The 22,995-nt window shown below is 40.1% G+C and carries 22 protein-coding genes and 1 pseudogene; 13 read left to right on the plus strand and 10 right to left on the minus strand.

What is annotated here, in order from left to right; all coding sequences use genetic code 11:
* Positions 1-210: pseudogene (locus ABU914_RS05320) on the plus strand (group II intron reverse transcriptase/maturase); the annotation flags it as partial.
* 55 nt (positions 211-265) lie between these two features.
* Here ABU914_RS05320 and ABU914_RS05325 read toward each other — a convergent pair.
* Together ABU914_RS05325 and rraA are read right to left on the minus strand one after the other, a co-directional pair.
* Entirely contained in the window at positions 266-1,048 is a 783-nt protein-coding gene (locus ABU914_RS05325) for a TerC family protein (protein ID WP_379668696.1), read from the minus strand.
* A 570-nt stretch (positions 1,049-1,618) separates the two neighbouring features.
* The gene (gene rraA, locus ABU914_RS05330) at positions 1,619-2,101 is read right to left on the minus strand and encodes a ribonuclease E activity regulator RraA (protein WP_379668697.1); all 483 of its coding nucleotides are present in this window, start codon (positions 2,099-2,101) and stop codon (positions 1,619-1,621) included.
* 184 nt (positions 2,102-2,285) lie between these two features.
* Between rraA and ABU914_RS05335 the strand changes: the two genes are divergently transcribed.
* Positions 2,286-2,522, plus strand: coding sequence for a DUF5327 family protein (locus tag ABU914_RS05335; protein WP_379668698.1), 237 nt, complete (start codon positions 2,286-2,288; stop codon positions 2,520-2,522).
* Here ABU914_RS05335 and ABU914_RS05340 read toward each other — a convergent pair.
* On the minus strand, positions 2,519-3,082 hold the full coding sequence (locus ABU914_RS05340) for a beta-class carbonic anhydrase (protein WP_379668699.1): 564 nt from the start codon (positions 3,080-3,082) through the stop codon (positions 2,519-2,521). The genes ABU914_RS05335 and ABU914_RS05340 overlap by 4 nt on opposite strands.
* 134 nt (positions 3,083-3,216) lie before the next feature.
* Here ABU914_RS05340 and ABU914_RS05345 point away from each other — a divergent pair, with 134 nt between their 5' ends.
* Entirely contained in the window at positions 3,217-3,588 is a 372-nt protein-coding gene (locus ABU914_RS05345) for a DUF423 domain-containing protein (protein WP_379668700.1), read from the plus strand.
* 61 nt (positions 3,589-3,649) lie between these two features.
* Here the strand turns inward: ABU914_RS05345 and gerQ are convergent, their stop codons facing one another.
* The 4 genes from gerQ to ABU914_RS05365 all read right to left on the minus strand — a co-directional run bounded on the left by gerQ (position 3,650) and on the right by ABU914_RS05365 (position 6,764).
* Positions 3,650-4,114, minus strand: a complete 465-nt coding sequence (gene gerQ, locus ABU914_RS05350) for a spore coat protein GerQ (RefSeq protein WP_379668701.1) — start codon at positions 4,112-4,114, stop codon at positions 3,650-3,652.
* Between the two features lie 113 nt (positions 4,115-4,227).
* Positions 4,228-4,650: a cell wall hydrolase gene (locus ABU914_RS05355; protein ID WP_379668702.1), complete on the minus strand. Its 423-nt coding sequence runs from the start codon at positions 4,648-4,650 to the stop codon at positions 4,228-4,230.
* A 286-nt stretch (positions 4,651-4,936) separates the two neighbouring features.
* Positions 4,937-5,683 carry a hydrogen peroxide-dependent heme synthase gene (gene hemQ / locus ABU914_RS05360; protein ID WP_379668703.1) on the minus strand — a complete coding sequence of 249 codons (747 nt, stop codon included), beginning with the start codon at positions 5,681-5,683 and terminating at the stop codon, positions 4,937-4,939.
* A 244-nt stretch (positions 5,684-5,927) separates the two neighbouring features.
* A complete protein-coding gene (locus tag ABU914_RS05365; protein ID WP_379668704.1) occupies positions 5,928-6,764 on the minus strand; it encodes a lipoate--protein ligase family protein in 837 nt (278 codons plus the stop codon).
* Positions 6,765-6,845: 81 nt separating this feature from the next.
* Here ABU914_RS05365 and ABU914_RS05370 point away from each other — a divergent pair, with 81 nt between their 5' ends.
* Positions 6,846-8,144, plus strand: a complete 1,299-nt coding sequence (locus tag ABU914_RS05370; RefSeq protein ID WP_379668705.1) for an HD domain-containing protein — start codon at positions 6,846-6,848, stop codon at positions 8,142-8,144.
* 3 nt (positions 8,145-8,147) lie between these two features.
* Positions 8,148-8,651, plus strand: coding sequence for a YwgA family protein (locus ABU914_RS05375; protein WP_379668706.1), 504 nt, complete (start codon positions 8,148-8,150; stop codon positions 8,649-8,651).
* Here the strand turns inward: ABU914_RS05375 and ABU914_RS05380 are convergent.
* A complete protein-coding gene (locus ABU914_RS05380) occupies positions 8,631-9,086 on the minus strand; it encodes a hypothetical protein (protein ID WP_379668707.1) in 456 nt (151 codons plus the stop codon). The genes ABU914_RS05375 and ABU914_RS05380 overlap by 21 nt on opposite strands.
* Positions 9,087-9,539: 453 nt before the next feature.
* Here ABU914_RS05380 and ABU914_RS05385 point away from each other — a divergent pair, with 453 nt between their 5' ends.
* Complete coding sequence (locus ABU914_RS05385) at positions 9,540-10,478, plus strand: cation diffusion facilitator family transporter (protein ID WP_379668708.1); 939 nt, start codon at positions 9,540-9,542, stop codon at positions 10,476-10,478.
* 91 nt (positions 10,479-10,569) lie between these two features.
* On the opposite strand, the gene ABU914_RS05390 is transcribed toward ABU914_RS05385, so the two are convergent.
* A complete protein-coding gene (locus ABU914_RS05390; protein WP_379668709.1) occupies positions 10,570-11,871 on the minus strand; it encodes an NCS2 family permease in 1,302 nt (433 codons plus the stop codon).
* 142 nt (positions 11,872-12,013) lie between these two features.
* Between ABU914_RS05390 and ABU914_RS05395 the strand changes: the two genes are divergently transcribed.
* Positions 12,014-12,526 carry a YwhD family protein gene (locus ABU914_RS05395; RefSeq protein WP_379668710.1) on the plus strand — a complete coding sequence of 171 codons (513 nt, stop codon included), beginning with the start codon at positions 12,014-12,016 and terminating at the stop codon, positions 12,524-12,526.
* A 279-nt stretch (positions 12,527-12,805) separates the two neighbouring features.
* Here the strand turns inward: ABU914_RS05395 and ABU914_RS05400 are convergent, their stop codons facing one another.
* The gene (locus ABU914_RS05400; protein WP_379668711.1) at positions 12,806-14,881 is read right to left on the minus strand and encodes a transglycosylase domain-containing protein; all 2,076 of its coding nucleotides are present in this window, start codon (positions 14,879-14,881) and stop codon (positions 12,806-12,808) included.
* Between the two features lie 296 nt (positions 14,882-15,177).
* Between ABU914_RS05400 and ABU914_RS05405 the strand changes: the two genes are divergently transcribed.
* The 6 genes from ABU914_RS05405 (at position 15,178) to ABU914_RS05430 (ending at position 22,990) form a co-directional block, all read left to right on the plus strand.
* On the plus strand, positions 15,178-15,618 hold the full coding sequence (locus tag ABU914_RS05405; protein ID WP_379668712.1) for a YwiB family protein: 441 nt from the start codon (positions 15,178-15,180) through the stop codon (positions 15,616-15,618).
* A gap of 2 nt (positions 15,619-15,620) precedes the next feature.
* Positions 15,621-17,291 carry an arginine--tRNA ligase gene (argS, locus tag ABU914_RS05410; RefSeq protein WP_379668713.1) on the plus strand — a complete coding sequence of 557 codons (1,671 nt, stop codon included), beginning with the start codon at positions 15,621-15,623 and terminating at the stop codon, positions 17,289-17,291.
* A gap of 236 nt (positions 17,292-17,527) precedes the next feature.
* Complete coding sequence (locus ABU914_RS05415; protein ID WP_379668714.1) at positions 17,528-19,666, plus strand: (Fe-S)-binding protein; 2,139 nt, start codon at positions 17,528-17,530, stop codon at positions 19,664-19,666.
* A gap of 146 nt (positions 19,667-19,812) precedes the next feature.
* Positions 19,813-20,985: an acetyl-CoA C-acetyltransferase gene (locus tag ABU914_RS05420; RefSeq protein ID WP_379668715.1), complete on the plus strand. Its 1,173-nt coding sequence runs from the start codon at positions 19,813-19,815 to the stop codon at positions 20,983-20,985.
* A gap of 141 nt (positions 20,986-21,126) precedes the next feature.
* Positions 21,127-22,272: an acyl-CoA dehydrogenase gene (locus ABU914_RS05425; protein ID WP_379668716.1), complete on the plus strand. Its 1,146-nt coding sequence runs from the start codon at positions 21,127-21,129 to the stop codon at positions 22,270-22,272.
* A 91-nt stretch (positions 22,273-22,363) separates the two neighbouring features.
* Positions 22,364-22,990, plus strand: a complete 627-nt coding sequence (locus tag ABU914_RS05430; RefSeq protein WP_379668717.1) for a TetR/AcrR family transcriptional regulator — start codon at positions 22,364-22,366, stop codon at positions 22,988-22,990.
* Positions 22,991-22,995 lie beyond the last annotated feature (5 nt).

The raw sequence follows: 22,995 nt of genomic DNA on the forward strand, positions 1-22,995 counted from the left end.
AAAGAATGGAAGAAGATAAAAACGAAACAGACAAATCTCGTCAAATTAGGTGTAGACAGAGAAAAAGCGTGGGAATGGGCAAATAGCCGCAAGGCTTACTGGCGAATTGCTAACAGTCCTATCCTGCACAGAGCTCTTGATAACAAATACTGGCGAGGACTAGGTCTGAAAAGTCTTTTGAACAGATATCAAACAATGCGTTGGACTTAATGAAACCGCCGTATACGAGAACCGTACGTACCGTGGTGTGAGAGGGGAAGGTTAATCACCTTCCTCTACTCGATTTATGAGAAACTTCTTCTTTCGGCTTTGCCAAAAAGCCAGCTATGGCAATACTTAAAAGCACTACCCAAAATGTAAACTTCCATACAGTGCTTTGTGGAAATGCTTCAGGGATAATCGCTAATGCTGGATGAGCGAACGTGAGCATGACAAGTTTTACCCCAACCCAGCCTACGATAATAAATGCTGCAGTTTCTAATGCGGGACGATCATGTAAAAGCTTAACGAACAAAGTGGCTGCAAAGCGCATAATGATAAGTCCAATCATGCCACCTAAGAAAATGACAGCGAACTGTGCTCCATCCATACCGCCTATTGATGGAAACGGCGTTGTTGGAAGTGTGATCGCTAATGCGAATGCAGCAAGGATAGAGTCAACTGCGAATGCAATATCGGCAATCTCAACTTTAACGACGGTCATCCAAAAACCAGATTGTCTTTTTGGTTTTACACGTTTTTGTTTGCTGCTTTTCACGTTTGCGCTGTACGTTTTCACGAGATGATTAATACTTAAAAACAGAAGGTAAGCAGCTCCAATCGCTTGTAATTGCCAGATGTTTACGAGATAAGATATGACGAAAAGTGCAATGAAGCGAAGGACAAAAGCGCCAGCTAATCCATAAAACAAGGCTTTTTTTCGTTGTTTATTTGGTAAATGCTTTACCATGACTGCCATCACGAGTGCGTTATCGGCAGCGAGTATGCCTTCGAGACCGATTAAAATGACGAGAACCCATAAATATTCTAGAATTAACGCTGTTTCCATTCCAGAAACCTCCTCGTAAAATAAAAATGACCTTTACTTCTCGTCCAGTAAAGGCCATACAAAGTATAAAAAACCTTTACCGCACGTTGGCAAAGGTCTTGCTAACAACATACTTGTTGCCAACAAAGCCGAGGATTGCTCCTGGATTGACGACTTTGCTGCTAAAGCTACTCCCCTTTGGGTCATTACTTGTTACTTCTACTATAAAAGAAAGTAAACTGAACGTCAAATACTTTTTTACGAAAGTGACAACTATAACTGTTATGTCCGGTGTGCGACTTAAGCTTGTGTTCAGGCTTTCAGTATTATCGTTAACATTTATTATAAAGAGACAGATAGACTACGAACGACTGCGACGCGTAAGCGCGTGTTAGGAAGCTCTATATCTGTGCCTAAGATTCGCTACCTATAAATAGAGGCACGGCAGACTTAATACGCCACATTCTGTGGCAACGTCTGCTTGCCCCACTCCTGTGTGCCTAAGTCTCGTTTTTCCACGTTTCAATCGTACATACAGGTGTTAAAATCGTGATAAGTTTTGCTACTCGTTTGCTTACGCAAATGATTACTTTAAATCAGTGGCTTTTTTGAAACGATGACCCCATCTTCGTCAGCGTAAACGTAATCGCCAGGTTGCCAGTTCACACAACCGAATGAAAACGTACCATTTCGTTCGCCTTCGCCTTTTTTCTTACTTTTCAATGGGTTTGTGCCAAGTGCAAAAACACCAATATCAATCTTAGCAATATCAGCAGAATCACGAATACAGCCATTAATAATAACGCCCGCAATTCCTCTTGATTCGGCAATGCCAGCGAGGCGATCGCCCATTAATGCACATTTTTTTGAACCTCCGCCATTTACGACGATCACGGAGCCTGCAGGTACTGTTTCGAGTGCTTCTAAAAAAAGCACATTATCTTCGTATACACTGACTGTTTCAATTTTTCCAGAAAAACGTTTTCTTTTTCCATACGATTTAAATCCGAGTTCACACACTTGTACATCGTTTGCGTGATCGTCACACAAATCGGCCGTTTTAAAATTCGTCATGAGCCATTCCTCCAATTTCTTTGTGATATCTTAAGTTTTTTTAAGAAAAAAGCAGAAAAATGTATGTAACGTGATTACATATCATATCGTAACAGATGATACGTTTCGGTGCTACTGTGAAAAAGTATAAACATAAATATGGTATGCTTAGCAATAATGGGATTTTAAAAGCGAGGCGCGTATGATGAAAGACATTTCAAGTTCACTCATTATTGATGAAGCGATAAACAAGCTTAAAAATATGAAAAACGGTCAAAGTGACCGCTCTATCGTTGAACATTTGTACGCCATTCGAGCGTATTGTGATTTGCTTATTAAAATATATGAGGGTGACATGGAGCCGACACAAAAGCGACCGAAACAAGTTGTAGAAAAACATGAATCACCTCGAGATGATTATGATTCGATTTTTGATTTCTAGCTTTCGTATCCATTGACAAGTGTTTCAAGTTTGCCTGTTTCAGGATCAATAATTAGTCCGTGAACAGCGGTATCTTTCGGAAGGAGAGGGTGATGCTGAATCATGTCGACACTAGATTTTACTCCTTCTTCAACCGTGTCAAAACCTTTCAGCCATGAGGCTAAGTCAATGCCAGCATGTTCTAACGTCGTTAATGTTTCTTTGGAAGCTCCGCGTTCAACGGCTTTCTTAAGAATTGTTTTCGAGTCAAGACTTTGCATACCACAATCACGGTGTCCAACAACACAGATTTCATCAGCATTCAGCTCATAGACGGCAACGAGAATGCTGCGCATAATACTTCCAAATGGATGTGATACGATGGCACCGCCATTTTTAATAATTTTAACGTCACCATTTTTTAAGTTCATCGCATTGGGTAACAATTCAACAAGTCTCGTATCCATACACGATAATACAACGAGCTTTTTATTTGGAAATTTTGTCGTTTTATATTTTTCATATCGTTCATTTTCAACAAAAGTACGGTTAAACTCTAAAATTTCATTAAGAATTGTCATAGAATTCCCCCAATTTTTTAATGATTACATAAGTATACACGATCTTTTTCAGAATCAATAGTAAAAACATGCAAGAAGTAACTCATTTTGATATCTTGTAAAAAGAAATAACCGATGTTATGGAGGAATTGAAGATGAAAGCATTTTTAATTTTAGGTGCATTGAATGCATTTCTTGCGGTTGCGTTAGGTGCATTTGGAGCACATGGTTTGGAAGGTAAGCTTTCTGAACGATTGATGGACGTTTATAAAACAGGTGTTCAATACCATATGATGCATGCACTTGGACTTATTTTTATTGCGTTGCTAGCAGATCGGTTCACAGGATCGAATCTCATTCATTGGGCAGGATGGACGATGTTTATCGGGATTATTTTATTTTCTGGAAGTTTGTATGCGTTAAGCATGACGAATGTCGGTGTGCTTGGGGCGATTACACCATTTGGGGGCGTCGCGTTTTTAACTGCATGGACTTTCGTAGCTATCGCCGCCATTAAAGCATTATAGTTCTTGATATGAATATCAAAAGAAAAAAGAGAAATCGGATCGATGCCGATTTCTTTTAACGTCATCTCGAAGGGTAGGTTTCCAATGTGTAGGGGTATGTGTATTCAATTGGTTCATCGAATGTAACGTAATCAACGTAAACCATTAAAATGAGGTAGCGTCGATCGGTTTGCGGATCACGTAATATGACATGGTCGCGTCCAGCTGCTAAAATTTCACCTCGAAATACTTTTGCATTCCACTTTTCATTATTTTCAAATGTTGCATAAACAGTCGCTATCTTCCCGCGGTTTAAGCGTAAAATATTTTCAACATACGATTGTTCTTGTGGCAGTTGTCCTCCAGATCCCGGTCCGATTCCAGAAGGCACCGGGACAGTTGGTGTTAGTTGTTGCTGGTAACTTTGGTTCATTTGTTGCATCTGCTGGGGCAGCATTTGTGTCATTTGCGGTTGCATTTGTTGTGCTTGGTAGCTTTGAGCTGGATGTTGTCCGTAGTAAGGGTATTGACGATATTTTTGACTCAAAAAAAATCATCCTTTCCTTTAAAGTTAATTTTTTCCTTTCAAGAAGTTGGAATATAGTGCCAAACAGAAAGTTTTTGATTTGTTTGAAGGTTTGCTTTCATCGAACTTCTCGATCAAAATACACTTGGGCAATCTGTTTGCGTTGGACTATAAAAACAATGTGTTTTAAATCGTCCAGCATTCCATTGGTTATACCATTGTGCAGGACATGGACCACCTGGATCGAAAAACCAAAGGCTATTTGTTGCTGGATGAAACCGTTCTCCTTGAATTGTTCTTCGCGCTAGACGCTTATCTTGTTCTCGAGCACGTTGGTAAAAGTAACCTTTCATTGTTGCTTCAAATCCGCCGGGTCGTTGAAATACCATTTGTTCAATCGTTCGAATGTTAGTAAAATCTAAACAATCTACAAGAACGCGATTCACACCGACATTCCCGACCATAAGCATGCCGAGTTCCCCTTCACCTTCAGCTTCTGCTCGCATCAGCCGGGCCAATAATTCTACTTCTTTTTCATTGTGGGGAATAACTGCCATTTACTCACCTCTTTCTCTCATCGATGAATAAGGTGTTTGCCCAAACAGCTTATGCAATTTTTTAAAAAAAGTGCATAATAAAAAGCATATGCTGTACAGTAAAGTGAAGGTTGTTGCTTCAGTCTGATAACTAGTGAATCTTAAATTATCGTTTTATAAAGTAAAATTTATTCAGTTACCGCGTGGGATATGAAACACCGGAATTTGACAACGAAGAGGAAGTTGTTTGAGGAGTACCGTTCTATTAAAAACAAAAAGCTCCCGCAATAAACACGGAAGCTCATGATTATATAGCTAAAAATTTAGCAACTTCGTCTTTTTTCAGTAAATTACCGACGAAGAATGAACCAAATTCAGCATATTTAGCACTTGTTTCATCAAAGCGCATTTCATATACAATTTTCTTAAATTGCAGGACGTCGTGGGCGAATAATGTCACACACCATTCCCAATCATCAAACCCGACAGAACCACCGATAATTTGTTTGACTTTGCCAGCGTACTTACGGCCAATCATCCCGTGGTTGTACATGAGTTTACGTCTTTCATCCATTGAAAGCAAATACCAGTTTTGATCGACATTGCGACGTTTGTCCATCGGATAAAAGCAAATATGGTTCCATTCAGGAAGCTCAGGTTTCAAGCGTGATTGGATAAATGGATCTGTCTCAGGGTCTACATCTTTTTGTGGTATGTAGTTACCAAGCTCGGTGACAGAAACATAAGAGTAAACTGGAATGGTATACTGAGCAAATGTCGTTTTGTTAAATGCATTTTCGATTTCGTTTAATTCTTGCATCGTCGGGCGAAGAAGCATAATCATAAAGTCTGCTTTTTGACCTACGATTGAATACAACGTGTATTCACCTTCACGTTTTTCTTTTACAGCATCCCACTCTTCTAAAAAAGTGAGAAATTCATTAATTGCTGATTCCCGCTCATCATTGGATAACATTTTCCAAGCTGTCCAGTCCATTTTTCGAAAGTCATGAAGACAATACCAACCATCTAACGTTTGTGGTGCTTCACTCACAACAAAACCCTCCTTAAACTGATGAATATCACTTCATGTAGTTTAACTATAACATAGTGAGAATATGGAAAGAAAACGAACAAGTGAATGGTTTATAACAATTTATTGTATATGATGTGACAACCTCCTTTTTCAAGGCAAGAGCTTAAAAAGTCTTTTGAAAGCTACGGTTTGTGAGCACCGTCAAAACCGACATTCTGTGTCCCGAACGATTTCAATCGTCCTTCACTCACGATCGGTCCCTTTAAATGTTTAGCGGTAAGAGAACTTTTTTCGTCCGTAATTTGACTCGGTCATAATACGTTTTAAAAAGTATTGTTTCATCCTCATTTAAGTCTGTTTGAATGACGTGTCCATATTCGTTTAGTAAATAAATGAGCCGGCGATTTAATTCTGAATGAGCGATGTGTTGTGATGAAATTTCTGCTAGCGATGCCATCGCTTCAGGGTAAATTGGAGGGCAACAGTTCGGTTCATTGTCAGATGCTCGTTTGTAAAAATGTTCGATGACGCGTGCCCGCTCGGAGCCGCTACCACTCGTACATACATACACTTGAGTAGCGACACCGCCACGGATGCGACGTTGTGAAATGCCAGCAAACTTTTTTCCGTTAATGCTTAAATCATATCGACCTGGGCAGTAGGAACCGACAATTTCTCCAGTTTCAAAGTCAATTCCGTACGGAGCAAGCAGCATCCTCAAAAAAACTACCATCGTTTCAAACCCTTTTTCTATCGAGAGATTGTTATCTTTTTCATGTAAAATAAGCGATAGATTATAAATTCCTTCGTCAAGAACGACAGCGAGCCCGCCTGAATTACGCACGATGACGTTCCAACCGTCAGCCTTCAAAAACTCGACCCCTTCGCGCAACGCCGAAAGTCGTCCATCTTGAATGCCGAGGACGATCGTTTTGTCGTGCACCCAAGAGCGGGCGACAGCGGGCGATTGTTTTTTTCCGACGGCTTCACAAAGCGTATCGTCAAGTGCAAACGAAGAAAGTGCATCATGATTTGGTGCGAACTGTGAGTTTTCAATGACTCTCCACGTTTCTTGCGTTAAGATAGAATGTAAATTCATTGATTGATTTCTCCTCGTTATGTTTAAATACCTTTTGTTATTATAGCACGTTCAATCTTGTATATTTGAGGGGGTGCGTTCATGGTATATAACGAAAAGCTGCATGAAGAAAAAGTGTTTAAAGATCCTGTCCATCGTTACGTTCATGTTCGAGATAAGTTAATTTGGGATTTAATCGGGACGAAAGAATTCCAAAGGCTTAGGCGAATCCGACAGCTCGGTACGACGTATTTAACGTTTCATGGTGCGGAACATAGCCGCTTTAGCCATTCACTCGGCGTCTATGAAATTATGCGGAGAATCATTGAAAACTTTCAACAGTTTACGAACTGGAGTGAAGAGGAACGTCTGCTTGGCTTGTCCGCAGCGTTACTCCACGACATTGGTCACGGTCCATTTTCACATACGTTTGAAAAAGTATTTCATCTTAACCATGAAAAGTTTACAGAAGAAATCATTCTTGGTGAGACGGAAGTAAATACAGTTTTGTCGAAAGCAAATCAAGATTTTCCGCAACAAGTAGCAGACATCATTGCGAAAACGTCTAAAAATAAATTGCTCGTCAGTTTGATCTCAAGTCAAATTGATGCTGATCGGATGGACTATTTGCTTCGTGATGCGTATTTTACTGGGGTAAGCTACGGTCAGTTTGATCTTGAACGAATTTTGCGTGTCATGCGTTTCTATGACGATCAAGTCGTCATAAAGTCAACAGGCATGCACGCCGTTGAGCATTATATTATGAGCCGTTACCAAATGTATTGGCAAGTGTACTTTCATCCAGTTTCGCGTAGTGCTGAAGTCATTTTAAGAAAAATTTTACACCGAGTGAAAGATCTAGCGTCTCAAGGGTATGCATTTAAACAACCCCCAGATGTATTTCATTCTTTTTTTACAGGAAAAGTAAGCCTTTCGGAATATTTACAGCTCGATGAATCTTTTATTTTATACTTTTTTCAAAAATGGCAAGCAGAAGATGACGAAATTTTAGCTGATTTATGCCGACGCTTTACTAATCGTAAGCTGTTTAAATATATGGAATTTAATCCGATGCAAGTGAAGGAATGGTATGAGTTATATGAAGCGTTTCAAGAAGCGCAGATCGATCCAGATTATTATCTTATCCTTGATTCTTCCTCGGATTTACCCTACGATTTTTACCGTCCTGGAGAAGAGGAAGAACGGATTCCCATTCAATTGCTAATGCCAAATGGCGATGTTCGAGAACTTTCGAGAGAATCAGAATTAGTCGATGCGATTTCAGGGAAGAAACGTACGGATCATAAATTGTATTTTCCACTCGATCAAATTGAAGATTTATCGACGAACCGAGCGGCGAAACTGCGAATCGTTGAGATGCTGAAGCGAGGAGGCACATAAACAATGTTAGAAAATCACGCAAAATTAATGGCTGTATTGCAAAGCTCTGGAGAAATCGTTGGGAGAAAAAAGCTCCAAAAAATGATTTTCATCGCAAAAAAATTAAACTTTCCATTTTACGAAAAATACGATTTTCATTTTTATGGTCCATATTCTGAAGAAGTGACGTTGAAAATTGAAGAATTAGTAAACTTAGGGCTCGTTGTTGAAACACAAGAAAAAGTGGGTGGCTACGTGCAATATCGCTATTCTTTATCCGATAAAGGTGAGCAATTTTTAACAAACTATGATGTCAATCCCCTTGCGCTTCGTCGCTGTGTGAAAGTGATGAATCGTGAAAGTGCACGGTTCCTTGAACTCGTTTCAACGATGATGTACTTTGAACATTTAGAAAAGCATGATATCATCCACAAAGTTTCCGTCGTTAAAGAAAAACAGTACTATACCGAACGTGAACTTGCCGATGCCTTTGAATTTATTGAGACGTTAAAAACGCTCATTCATTGATTTTTCGCTCGTTTCCATTAATACGCGAATTCGAGACCAAAGTTTGTGTCCAACGGCATAACGGAATAGTAATAACGTTATATAGCAAGCGAAAATAATTGCAAATGTCGAAGTGAAAATCGCAACGTAAGAGAATAAAAACTCTCGTAATTCAGGTAGTGCTTTGCTCGGGAAAGGTAGAAGAAGCAGTAAGCTTATACATTCATACGTAATTGCAATCGATATGATTAGTGTATGAACGGAATGTTTGCTTGATGTCGGAAACAGTTTGCGATAAATGATGCTGAAGCAAGTGATTGAAATGGTGATCGCGATCAGGATCGGTGCACTGAACTGTGCAGTTAACATGTACAAGAAAAGGAAAGACAAGCTTGCACTGATTCCTATTCCGATTCCGAAAAATAAATAGCGCTGATGACAAATCCACGTTTTCATGTACGAGCGCTCTCCTTCAAAATGATCTTCTTAGTCCATCTATATACCCGAAGCATGGAAAAAATAACGTTTGCTGAATGACAGTTGTGACGGAACAGATACGAATACGAAGGGTTATCATATAAAACCCGATTCACTTGCAAAAATCCTTAATTCGAGTCGTTAGTGTCAACGAGTTAAGTTATGCTTCATGATGTCACAAATTGACATTTGCTACGAACGATGTGATAATCTTAATATGAGTATATGTTCATGCATGCATAATATAGGTAAGAGATAAGTATTGGAATGACGTCGTTTTTTCGCTTCATACACATTCAATTGTAAATAGACGAGAGTTTCTACCTACTGCATTTTTAAAAAATATGAAAATAGTCAACGATAGAAGAATAAGAGCACCTTTATAGACATGCAGCGATTAAACGAAAGCATTGATTTAGAGAGGAGCTTAAAATGGGGAACGATCATGGACATTTCGAATCACATGGGGCAAACAAAAAAGTTTTATTACTCAGCTTTATCGTCATAACGTTATATATGATTGTGGAGGCTATAGGCGGATTTCTTACAAATAGTCTTGCTTTGTTGGCAGATGCTGGTCATATGTTAAGTGACGCGATATCACTTGGGATTGCATTATTGGCTTTTACATTCGGGGAAAAAGCTGCAAATTATAGTAAAACCTATGGATATAAACGATTTGAAATTTTAGCCGCTGTTCTAAACGGGTTAACACTCGTTATTATAGCCATTTATATTTTTTACGAAGCCATCCAGCGATTTCAATACCCACCTGAAGTTGCTTCTAGAGGAATGTTAATCATCGCTACAATTGGCTTATTTGTTAATATTTTTGTAGCGTGGATTATGATGCGTGGCGGGGATGTAGAAGAGAACTTGAATATGCGCGGAGCATACTTGCATGTGATTAGTGATATGTTTGGTTCCATTGGTGCCATTATCGCTGCAATGCTTATCTTATTCTTCGGATGGAGCTGGGCAGATCCACTTGCAAGTGTTGCTGTTGCCGTACTCGTATTACGCAGTGGTTATTCAGTGTTGAAATCCGGGATCCATGTCTTAATGGAAGGAACACCACAAAATGTAGATATGAGCAACGTAATAAAAATCATCCAAAATACGCAAGGAATTGAAAACATTCACGATTTGCACGTTTGGGCGATCACAAGTGGATTCAATGCGTTATCTTGCCATGCCGTTGTAGATGACCAACTGTCGATAGCCGAAAGTGAACGATTGCTCAAGCAAATCGAACAAAACCTTGAACATCAAAACATTCACCATATGACGATTCAATTAGAAACATCGTCACATCAACATAACAATTCGATTTTATGTGAAATGAAAGTTGAACGATTTATACATCGGTAACATCATTCCTAATAGGACTGTTGAGTTCTATCACAAATGTTAAACATAAGGGGCATTACACTGGTTATCATGTCATGCCCTCATGTTCCGTTTACACGTGTGGCAAAAATATGAGTTGATATAAAAACAGTACAGCAAACACGTATAGTAGCGGGTGTACTTCACGCCACTTTCCTTTAGCCAGCTTCATTAATGGATAAGAGATAAATCCTAATGCAATCCCTGTTGCAATACTTGACGTAAGTGGCATACTAATGACGATAAGAAATGTCGGAAAGGCTTCATCAAAATCGTTCCAATTTATTTTGCCTAAGTTTCCTGCCATAAGCGCACCGACGACGATAAGGGCAGGAGCCGTAATGGCAGAAATACTTGATACCGCACTAACGAGCGGACCGAAAAAGGCCGCGATGATGAACAGTATACTGACAACGAGTGTCGTTAAGCCCGTCCTCCCCCCTGCAGCAACACCGGTGGACGATTCAATATAGGCACTTGTTGGGCTCGTACCGAACACAGCTCCAGCCGTCGCTGCAACGGAGTCAGCGAGGAGTGCGTGTCGAGCTTTTGGAAGCTTTCCTTTTTTCATTAACCCCGCTTGTTCAGCAACTCCGATCATCGTACCTGTTGTATCAAACAGCGTGACAATTAAAAACGAAAAAACAACAGCGTATAATCCGTAATGGACGACGTCCATAAATGCTTGCAACGGACTTCCGAATATAAAAAACTCTGGAAGAGCCGGTAATTTAACAAACCCTTCAGTAAACGAAAGTTGATCAGTAAAATAAGCGATCAACCCTGTAATGATCATTCCGATAAAGAGAGCACCATTGACATTCATTGCGATGAGAATAATTGTAACCGCTAATCCGATGAGCGCGAGTATGACAGAAGGTGAATGCAAATCACCTAACGTTACGAGGTTATCTGGATGCTCTGCTATAATACCGGACATTCGCAAGCCGATAAAAGCGATAAACAATCCGATTCCCGCAGTAATTCCGTACTTTAAATTTGCCGGAATGGCTTCGATTAATTTTTCTCGAAACGGAGTAAGTGATAAAATGATAAATAAAATTCCGGAAACAAAAACAGCACCGAACGCTACTTCGTAAGGAACGTTTGCTTGTCCAACGACTGAAAAAGCAAAATATGCATTTAGCCCCATTGCTGGCGCAATGGCGATCGGATAGTTAGCAAGAAGTGCCATCCACAGTGTTCCGATGACGGAAGCGATAATCGTTGCAATAAATACCGTATCAAAAGGTACTCCGGCATTAGACAAAATAATAGGATTGACGATAATGATGTATACCATCGTAAGAAATGTCGTAACTCCTGCTAAAATTTCTGTCTTAACGGTCGTGTTATGTTCTCGTAATTTAAACAACGTTGTCCTCCTTACACGTGTATATAAAAACACTTTTTAATCGTATTCATTTTGGGTCAGGTTTGCAAGAAAAAACGTTATAGCGGAATGAATTATGATTAATATGGTAAAATGTTAGATAAAGAATGCGGAGGGATTCGTAATGAAAGACATTTTTAAAAGTGACAATTCAGATTTTACGATCATCTCGAATGACTCAACAGATGGACACGGTGGTTTCGGTGCCGGTTCATTTTCTTTAAATAATATGACACCTGTCTTTGTTGATATTGAAGCAAATGAAGCTTTTATCGATGTCGGGGCCATGCACGCGCGAAGTAAGGTGGAAAAACGCGTAAAATTTTTACATGAAGAAGAAGCAGTTCCGAAACCTGCAAAGCCTTATTGGCTCGTCTGGGTGACGACTGAGCGATCAGAAGCGGGTCCGTATTACGCTGGAGTTGCTGCTTGTTATATGACCGTAAATAAAGAAGCAAAACGTGGTTTTAAAAATTTTCCTGATCATGTAAACAAAATGGATAAATCACGCAAAGGCCAAATTGTTGTCGCTCATATGGACGATAAGTCAAAAGCGATTTTAAAAGATTTTTTAAAAGGTTTTAATGCTGAAATGTGGGAGAATTCGAGTGAAAAATTAAAAAATGATCTGTCATAGCATTCGTTGTTCAAAATAGAGAGGAATGTGAGACAAAGTTGTTGATGATATAACAAAGTGTAGATTCATGAATGGTCGTTTTGCGAGGCAAAGTCTGTGAATCTTTTATGAAAATTGTAGAAAACTCTTGTCGTTCGTAGCGCGAACAATTAAAATAGATAGTACATGTGTAAATGAGCTGACAACATTCGGTTCCGTCTACCGAACTAGGAAGCACAATGAAACACATGTTACTAGGACACAAAAATGCCCGAGGAGAAATGAGCTTCTCGGGCATTTTTATTCGACAAAAGGTTTCAGTAAGATTTCCCACCATTTTTTCTCTTCTTCTTCAGCTGGTGTTTGCTGTCCTTTCTTATCGCCATGTAAAGGACAAGCATCAGTCGGTTCCGTTCCTTTTACATAATACATATATTTTGTCTGTTCACAGTCTTCTGTTGCACGTTGACCTGTTAAAGGGTCGATGCGTATGCCGATGACGTTATCTGTTGGCTTGAACTCAATGACGGGCTTATCTTTTAGCGCTTTTTCCATATAGTGAGCCCAAATTCGTTTTGCATAGCCGGTATCGTTCACTTTGTGTAATGTTTTTCCTTTATCGTATCCTGACCAGACGGCTGTTACGAGCTGAGGTGTATACCCGATCATCCAACTATCAGTTGACGTCGTACCTGATTTACCAGCCATCGGTCGCGTTAAAATGTTTTGAATCGAAGACCCAGTTACTGTTGTATATCCGTTTAAATTTTCATCGAACATGCCTGTCATTAAATTTGTCGTAACAAATGCAATATTTTCATCTAGCACTTTGTTTATTTTTTCTTTATGTTCGTAAATGATGTTTCCGTCTCTGTCGGTTACTTTTTCGATAAAATACGGCTCTGCTTCTTTTCCACTGTTCGCAAAGATGGCATACGCATGTGCCATTTCCATTACGCTAACAGGTTCTGTTCCAAGAGCAAGGGAAGGAAATTTAGGCAAGTGGCTTGAAATTCCAACTTTACTTGCAACATCGACGAGCTTGTCCAAGCCAATGAGTAAATGGGTTTTTACTGCGTACGTATTATCAGAAACCGCAATGGCTTGAGCGAGTGTAATAAAGTCATTTGCGTATCGATTTTCATAATTGCTTGGCGAATACGTATCGGCTCCGTCGTTAAATGTAAACGTCGTTTCTTCACTTAAGAGTGGAGTCGATGGTGTAAAGCCATGTTCGAGTGCAGCATAGTATAAAAGCGGTTTGAACGTACTTCCTGGTGCGCGTTTCGCCTTTAATGCTCGGTTAAAAGTACTTTTTTCATAGTTTCGTCCACCGACGAGTGCCTTCACGGCCCCGGTTTTTGGATCGATGGAAACGAGAGCCGTTTCTAGCTCCTCATTGTCTGTAATCGTACTCTCGATTAACGCTTCAGCTTTTTCTTGCATTGATTGATTGAGCGTTGTATAAATGTTTAACCCACCAGCTTCAACGACATCTTTGCTTAAACCGATTTCTTCAATTAACGCTTCTTCAACCGCGTCAAGAAAGTATGGTGCTATCGCTTTTTCACGTTCTTCTTTTTGCTTAATTATAATGTTTTCAGATTTTGCTTTACTTTCTTCCAGTTCTGAAATATAGCCGTTGCTTGCCATCGCTTCTAACACAACTTCTTGGCGTTGTTTTGCTTTGTCAAAAGCGCGTTCAGGTGAATAGTAAGTCGGACCTTTCGGAATTCCCGCGATCAAACTCGCTTCAGATAAAGATAGCTCTTTTGCCGATTTTTGAAAGTAATAATTTGCAGCTTCCTCAATTCCGTACGCTCCATGCCCGTAATAAATCGTATTTAAGTAGCCTTCGAGAATTTCGTCCTTTGAATAATTTAACTCGAGTCGAATCGCATAAAATGTCTCTTTCAGTTTACGAACCCATGTTTTCTCATGGCTTAAGTAAATGTTTCGGGCAAGCTGCATTGTAATTGTGCTCGCACCTTCTACTTTTGCTCTAGCCTTTATATTTGCGATCGCGGAACCTAAAATTCGTTTCATGTCAAAGCCAAAGTGGTTGTAGAACCGCTTATCTTCGATCGCGATTGTCGCTTCAATAAGTTCATCAGAAATATCTTGAAGCGAGACCCATTCTCGGTTGATTCCTGATTGGTTTGCTTTTGCGATCACGACATCGTTTTCATCGTAATACGTACTGTTTATTGGTACGTGCATCGGTGGCGGACCACTAATTTTTACATACCCAAACAAAAGAATGATAGCTGCAAACGTAAGGAGAACTGCATATCCAGCTGAGCGCAGTATCAATCTAGTAAAAATTGATTTTCGTTTTCGTTGTTGTCGTCTTCTACGTTTTATTCTTGATTCCATCACCTGACCCCCCTAAACCGATCGACTCGTTCAAGAACAGTATGGAAATTTTTCCAACATCTTAAACATGAAGGAAAAATTATCGTTGTTCTTGATTTCGGAAAGGGGAGTGAAAGATAATAACTGAATGAGATATGCTGTGCTACAATCAGGTGCGAAAGTAACTTGCTTGTGAAAAATAGCTCAGATAGGCAAGGTGGAACTTATTAAGCAGGAAGCTGTTGTTAATTGCGCATTGAATCATAAGTCGCTATAATGATAACGTTAATGACAGTTGCAGACAGGATGTGCTTTTTTTGACAAAGTTTTTTACACAGTCGGACATTCGCCTATTGATAGAAACGACAATTACGGTGGAGTCTAGACGAGAACATTCCCGTCTCATCGTTAACGGAACGATCTATTCAAAGGGCGACATAACCTTTTGTATATACAAAGAATCAACTGAAAGCGGAGAAGTGAATCATACGATAAAAATTGACGCGCGCTCGCGGTCGATTACGGTCAGTCGAAGCGGTGCGGTGTCGATGCGTCAACGTTTTATCCCTTCTCAAAAAACAGAAGGAACGTATCACACACCATACGGGTCGCTTCCAGTTACGACGTTAGCGAAAAAAATACAGTTTACATGGGATGATAAGCAGAAAAAAGGAACGCTTCTACTTGCTTATGATCTTTGGATACAAGGGAACTATACGGGTTTTTATACAGTGAAAATACATATGGAGGGAGTTTAGTCGTGAATATCGTTGAAACGGTTCAAAATAAACTAAAAGAAGAAATTACCTCTGCCGTTTTAAAAGCAAAACTTGCTGAGCAAGACGAAATGCCGAACGTTATGCTTGAACTTCCGAAAGAGAAAGCACATGGGGATTACGCGACGAATGTTGCGATGCAACTAGCACGAATTGCAAAAAAGCCGCCTCGTGAAATTGCGGAGGATATCGTAGCGAATATGAACAAAGAGAATGCTTCGATTTCGAAAATTGATATTGCTGGACCGGGCTTTATCAACTTTTTTTTAAATCAAGATTACTTAACTACTATCGTTCCGATGATCATTCAGTTATGTGACGAATACGGAAGGTCAAATTTTGGAGAAGGTAAGAAAGTTCAAGTTGAATTCGTGTCAGCAAACCCGACAGGTAGCCTCCATCTCGGACATGCAAGAGGAGCAGCATATGGTGACACGCTTTGTCGACTATTAGACAAAGCGGGCTATGACGTGCATCGTGAATATTACATTAATGACGCGGGAAACCAGATTCAAAACCTTGCTTTGTCAGTAGAAGCACGTTATTTTCAAGCGCTAGGCCTAGAAAAAGACATGCCTGAGGATGGATATTATGGTGAAGATATCATTCAGTTTGGACGTGAACTAGCCGAAACGGAAGGCGATCGATTGATCCAAATGCAAGAAAAAGAAAGACATGATTTCTTCCGAAATTACGGTTTGCAAAAAGAACTCGAAAAAATTAAACAAGATTTAGAGGATTATCGAGTTAAATTCGATGAATGGTATTCAGAAACGTCGCTTTACACGTCTGGAAAAGTGAACGACGTGCTTAAAAAGCTTAAAGAGCGTGGAGAAACATATGAAAAAGACGGAGCTGTCTGGTTTCAGTCCACGGCCTATGGAGACGATAAAGATCGTGTACTCATTAAGCAAGACGGAACATACACGTATTTAACACCTGATATCGCGTACCATGAAGATAAATTTAAACGCGGTTTTGAAACAGTTATTAACGTTTGGGGTGCCGATCATCACGGCTATATTCCGCGGATGCGTGCAGCCGTCGAAGCACTAGGTTATGACCCAAGCCGATTTAAAGTTGAAATCATTCAAATGGTAAATTTAATGCAGAACGGCGAAAAAGTGAAAATGAGCAAACGAACAGGAAAAGCAGTAACCCTTCGTGAGCTTATGGAAGAAGTCGGCATCGATGCGATGCGTTGGTTTTTTGCAGCACGGAGTTCTGACTCGCATCTAGACTTCGATATGGATTTAGCCGTTTCACAGTCGAATGAGAACCCTGTTTATTATGTGCAATACGCACATGCAAGAGTGTGTAGTATTTTACGCCAAGGTGAGGAGCTCGGCTATGAGTATACTGAAAACGTCGAGTTAACAAGTCTATCCTCTGAAAAGGAAATCGAACTATTAAAAAAGCTCGGTGAATTTCCACAAGCAGTCGCTGATGCTGCTGATAAGCTTGCTACCCAAAGAATGACAAACTACGTGTTTGAACTCGCATCTGCTTTACATAGCTTTTACAACGTTGAACGTGTTATAGACGAAGAGAATGTTCAACAAAGTAAAGCGAGATTCCAATTGATGAAAGCTGTTCAAATTACGCTCAAAAATGCACTCGCGTTACTAGGTGTTTCAGCACCAGAACGAATGTAATGCATAACGTAGAGACAAAAAGTCGTTCGCACCATTTTTTGTCTTTGCTAATTTGTTAAATTTGCGGTGTGACGTATTAAACGTTTCATCACAAGCATATTGGTATGATTTTTCAATTAAGATAAGCCTTTTGAATGAATGCTCATTCAATATTTTTGGTATAATCATTCGTAAAGACACGTTTGCAAATTTCTTTCAATTTTGATTAAATAAGGCTAACAAAAGGGGGAAATAACATGGATAATCTTCTCGTGATAAACTTGATTGCGACGATTATCGTAATCGGTTATGCAGTTTATTTATTCGCTTACGTAGTAAAATCGCGAGTCGAATTTATTAAACTAGGAAAAAAACCTGAATTTCGTTTGACGACAAACGAAAGAATTCACAATTTAATGGTCAATGTCTTTGGGCAAAAGAAGCTCATGAAAGACAAAAAAAGCGGGACCATTCATGTGATGTTTTTTTATGGCTTTATTTTAGTTCAATTTGGTGCGATTGACGTTATTTGGAAAGGGATCAAGCCGGGAAGTCATTTGCCATTCGGCCCACTTTACCCAGCATTTACATTTTTCCAAGAAATCGTCACACTTACGATTTTAGTTGCGGTTGCATGGGGTTTTTACCGCCGTTATATTGAAAAAATCCCTCGTTTAAAGCGCACGATTTTTGCTGGACTTGTCTATTACTTAATCGGAACATTAATGTTAACTGTTCTTCTCAGCAATGGAATGGAAATCATTTGGCATGAACAATCTTTAGCATGGACATCACCAATTGCTTCCATCATTGCATTTGCGTTTCAAGGCATTAGCCCTACGGCTGCCGGAGTTCTATTCTATGTTTTCTGGTGGATTCACTTACTCGCATTGCTAGCTTTCTTAGTGTACATTCCACAAGGAAAACACGCACACTTAATAGCAGGTCCTGCAAACGTTTGGCTAGGTCGTACGGAACCAGTTGGTAAACTAGCTTCCATCGATTTTGAAGACGAAACAGCAGAAGTATTCGGAGTTAACAAAATCGAAGACTTCAACCAAAAGCAGTTAGTCGATTTATATGCCTGTGTTGAATGCGGACGTTGTACAAACATGTGTCCTGCAACAGGGACAGGAAAAATGTTGTCACCGATGGATTTAATTTTGAAATTACGTGATCATCTAACAGTAAAAGGTGCTGCTATAACTTCCCGCACACCGTGGGTACCGGCATTTGCCCTTTCAAATACGTATGGCAACCAAGTGGCTTATCAAGCTCGCCAAGCAGCTGGCGGTGAAACGGCAGCAGCGAGCGAAGGTGAAATGCTTGCTCAAGCGATCGTCGAAAATGATCTTATTGGTAATGTTATTACCGAAGAAGAGATTTGGGCTTGTACAACGTGCCGTAACTGTGAAGATCAATGTCCAGTTATGAACGAGCACGTTGACAAAATTATCGATATGCGTCGTTATCTCGTACTTACAGAAGGAAAAATGGATCCAGAAATTCAACGCGCTGTAACGAATATCGAGCGTCAAGGGAACCCTTGGGGGATTAACCGTAAAGAACGCGAAAATTGGCGTGAATTGCGTGACGATGTCCATGTTCCGACAGTAAAAGAAATGGAGAAAGCCGGAGAAGAGTTTGAATATCTTTTCTGGGTTGGCTCAATGGGCTCATACGATAACCGAAGCCAAAAAGTGGCATTATCATTTGCAAAAGTAATGAATGAAGCTGGTATTAAATTTGCCATTTTAGGAAACAAGGAAAAGAATTCTGGAGATACACCTCGTCGTATCGGAAATGAATTCCTTTTCCAAGAGCTGGCTGCTAAAAACATTCAAACGTTTGAAAAACACGGCATTAAGAAAATCGTTACGTGTGACCCACATGCATACAATACGTTGAAAAATGAGTATCCTGAATTTGGTCTTGAAGACGTTGAAGTGTACCACCATTCAGAACTACTTGCACAGTGGATTAAAGAAGGTAAAATTAAGCCTGTTCACGAAGTGAACGAAACGATCACATTCCACGACTCTTGTTATCTTGGTCGTTACAACGAAGTATATGATCCACCGCGTGAAGTACTTGAAGCCATTCCTGGTGTGAAAATCGTTGAAATAGAACGTAACCGCGATACAGGGATGTGTTGTGGTGCGGGTGGTGGACTCATGTGGACAGAAGAAGATACAGGTTCACGGATTAACGTTGCACGTACTGAGCAAGCATTAGCAGTTAACCCATCTGTCATTTCAAGTGGATGTCCGTATTGCTTAACAATGCTCAGTGATGGTACGAAAGCGAAAGAAGTTGAAAATGAAGTCCAAACGTTAGACATCGTAGAAATTTTAGAAAAATCCATTGTCAAATCTGAGGAACAAGTTGTAAACTAAAAATAGCAACAAGATTTTGACAGGAACGAGATTTATGAGTTCCCATCACAACTATGAGAAAAAGGATGTATGGGAACTCTTTTTTTGCGCATAACTGAGCGACTGCTCAGTCGCGAAAAGTTTTTAGAAAGTGAGGCGAGTTAAACATGGAGAGAAGCGTAATTATTGATGGTGCAAGAACGCCGTTTGGAAAATTTGGTGGTGCATTGAGTTCATTTTCAGCTGCAAAATTAGGTGGTTTTGCGATAAAAGCTGCGCTTGAACGTGCTCAAGTCGGTGGAGAACAGGTGGATGAAGTTATTTTCGGATCAGTATTACAAGGAGGGCAAGGGCAAATTCCATCGCGACAAGCAGCTAGACATGCCGGATTGCCTTGGGAAGTTGCAACAGAAACAATTAACAAAGTGTGTGCGTCAGGCATGCGTAGTGTTACGCTTGCAGACCAAATTGTTCGCGCTGGAGACGCCAATGTTATTGTCGCTGGTGGCATGGAATCGATGAGTAATGCCCCTTATTTCATGCCAAAGGCACGCTGGGGAATGCGTATGGGTGATGCGGAACTAAAGGATTTAATGATTCACGACGGCTTAACGTGTTCATTTCAAAGTGTCCATATGGGTACTTATGGTAATTCAGTGGCGAAAGAATACGGCATTACTCGGGAAGAACAAGATGAATGGGCGCTCATGAGCCACCAACGTGCGATCGCTGCACGGGAAAAATTACGTGAAGAAATTGTAGCAATCGAAGTTCCACAAAGAAAAAGCGATCCGCTTATCGTTCAAGACGATGAATCACCGCGTGAAGATACTTCACTCGAAAAATTAGCACAACTACGATCTGCTTTTTCCAAGGATGGCACAATTACAGCGGGGAATGCGCCAGGTGTGAATGATGGAGCAGCAGCGCTTATCGTTACGTCTGAATCTTGGGCAAAGCAAGAGAATTTGCCAATATGTGCAAAAATAATTGCGTCTGCACAATTATCGATTGAAGCAGAATATTTTCCGAAAACCCCCGGACTCGTCATCGAAAAGCTTTTGAAAAAGACAGGCAAACGGAAAGAAGACATCGATTTATTTGAAGTGAATGAAGCCTTTGCTGCGGTCGCGTTAACAGCAGGTAAACTTGCACAGTTAGATGCCGATAAAGTGAATATAAATGGTGGTGCGGTTGCACTCGGTCATCCAATTGGAGCTAGTGGTGCAAGAATTATTTTAACATTAATGTATGAATTAAAACGTCGTGGCGGTGGTTTAGGGATTGCTTCGATTTGTAGCGGCGGCGGCCAAGGCGATGCGATAATGATTGAAGTATAAAAAGTTTGAAGCGAGTCGATGGTCTGAATCATTTGGGCTAACTAGAGGTAAGACGTTTGCATTTTTTTTAACATCTGTTAAAACGATAGTGATATATCGACAAATGACACGTTATAAATATAGTAAAGAGGAGAGAAAACAATGAACTTTTTATTATCTGAAGAACATGACATGCTACGAAAAATGGTTCGTGATTATGCAGAAAATCATTTAGAACCGACTGCAGCTGACCGTGATGAAAATCAAACATTTGATCGAGAGTCGATGTTTACGAAACTTGCAGAGCTTGGCCTTACGGGAATCCCGTGGGAAGAAAAATACGGTGGATCAGGCATGGATTATTTAGCTTACGTTATCGCTGTAGAAGAGCTTTCACGCGTTGACGCTTCAGCAGGTGTCACATTATCTGCGCATACATCACTTTGTAGCTGGCCGATCTGGAAGTTTGGAACAGAAGAACAGAAAGAACGGTTTTTAAAGCCACTTTCAGAAGGTACGTTTCTCGGTGCGTATGCATTGACAGAGCCTGGTTCAGGAAGTGATGCAAGCAACATGCGGACAACCGCAGTGAAAGATGGTGACAGCTACATTTTAAACGGATCAAAGATTTTTATTACGAATGGCGGCGAAGCGGAAGTATACGTCGTCTTTGCACAAACAGACAAAGAAATAGGCTCCCGTGGCATTACAGCATTTATCGTTGAAAAAGGCATGGAAGGCTTTTCAATGGGGAAAAAAGAAGATAAATTAGGGATTCGTTCGTCACCGACGCTAGAAATTATTTTTGACAATGTAAAAGTTCCCGTCGAAAACATGCTCGGTAATGAAGGCGAAGGCTTCAAAATTGCGATGATGACACTCGACGGTGGACGTAACGGAATTGCAGCACAAGCGGTAGGAATTGCTCAAGGTGCACTAGATGCAGCAATTGCATATGCGAAGGAGCGTAAGCAATTTGGCAAGCCAATTGGTCAGCAACAAGCGGTTGGGTTTAAACTGGCTGATATGGCAACGAAAATCGAAGCGGCACGTTTATTAACGTATCAAGCCGCATGGCGTGAAGGTGCAGGTTTAAGTTACGGAAAAGAATCTGCGATGTCGAAACTGTACGCCGGTGATATAGCGATGGAAGCGACAGTTGAAGCGGTACAAGTTTTCGGTGGTTACGGTTATACGAAAGATTACCCTGTTGAACGTTACATGCGTGACGCAAAGATTACGCAAATTTACGAAGGAACAAATGAAATTCAGCGACTCGTCATCTCAAGAATGTTGTTAGCAGATTAATACAAAATGAAAACCCCACTTATAGAGTAGAGTCATACATTAAAAGTGGGGTTTCTATATCGATCGAAAAAACGAAGCAAGGAGGGGTACAATGGAAGGAAGAACGGTACCAACACTCGTAAAAGATGAAGAACTAATTAAAAAACGACGAAATCAAATGATCAAATCTGCAGTTTCCCTTTTTAAGCAAAAAGGTTTTCATCGTACAACGACGAGAGAAATCGCACAAACTGCAGGATTTAGCATCGGGACGTTGTATGAATATATTCGGCAAAAAGAAGATATTTTATATCTCGTTGTCGACTCGATTTATGAACAGTTTTGCTCTCGTATGGAAGAAGCGGTATCACAAGGAGGAAACAGTGGAGAGCGGCTGCATAATGGAATTCGAGCTTATTTTAAATTGATTGACGACATGCAAGATGAAATGCTTGTCATGTATCAAGAGTCTAAATCGTTAAATAAAGATTCACTTCAATATGTGCTAAAAAAAGAATTGCTCTTAACGTCCATTTTTGAACAACTCATTACAGATTGTGTAGACGAGAATATTTGTCATTTAAGTAAAGAAGAAATTCATGCATTTGCTCATAACATTTTAGTTTTAGGTCAAATGTGGGCATTCCGAAGGTGGGCGTTACATTCGTTATACACGATTGAAGAGTACACCGAATTACAAATGAAGTTAATGAACGTACGGGAAAAAATCCCGATTTAACAAAT

Source organism: Pueribacillus sp. YX66, from assembly GCF_041725775.1.
GTDB lineage: Bacteria > Bacillota > Bacilli > Bacillales > UBA6769 > Pueribacillus.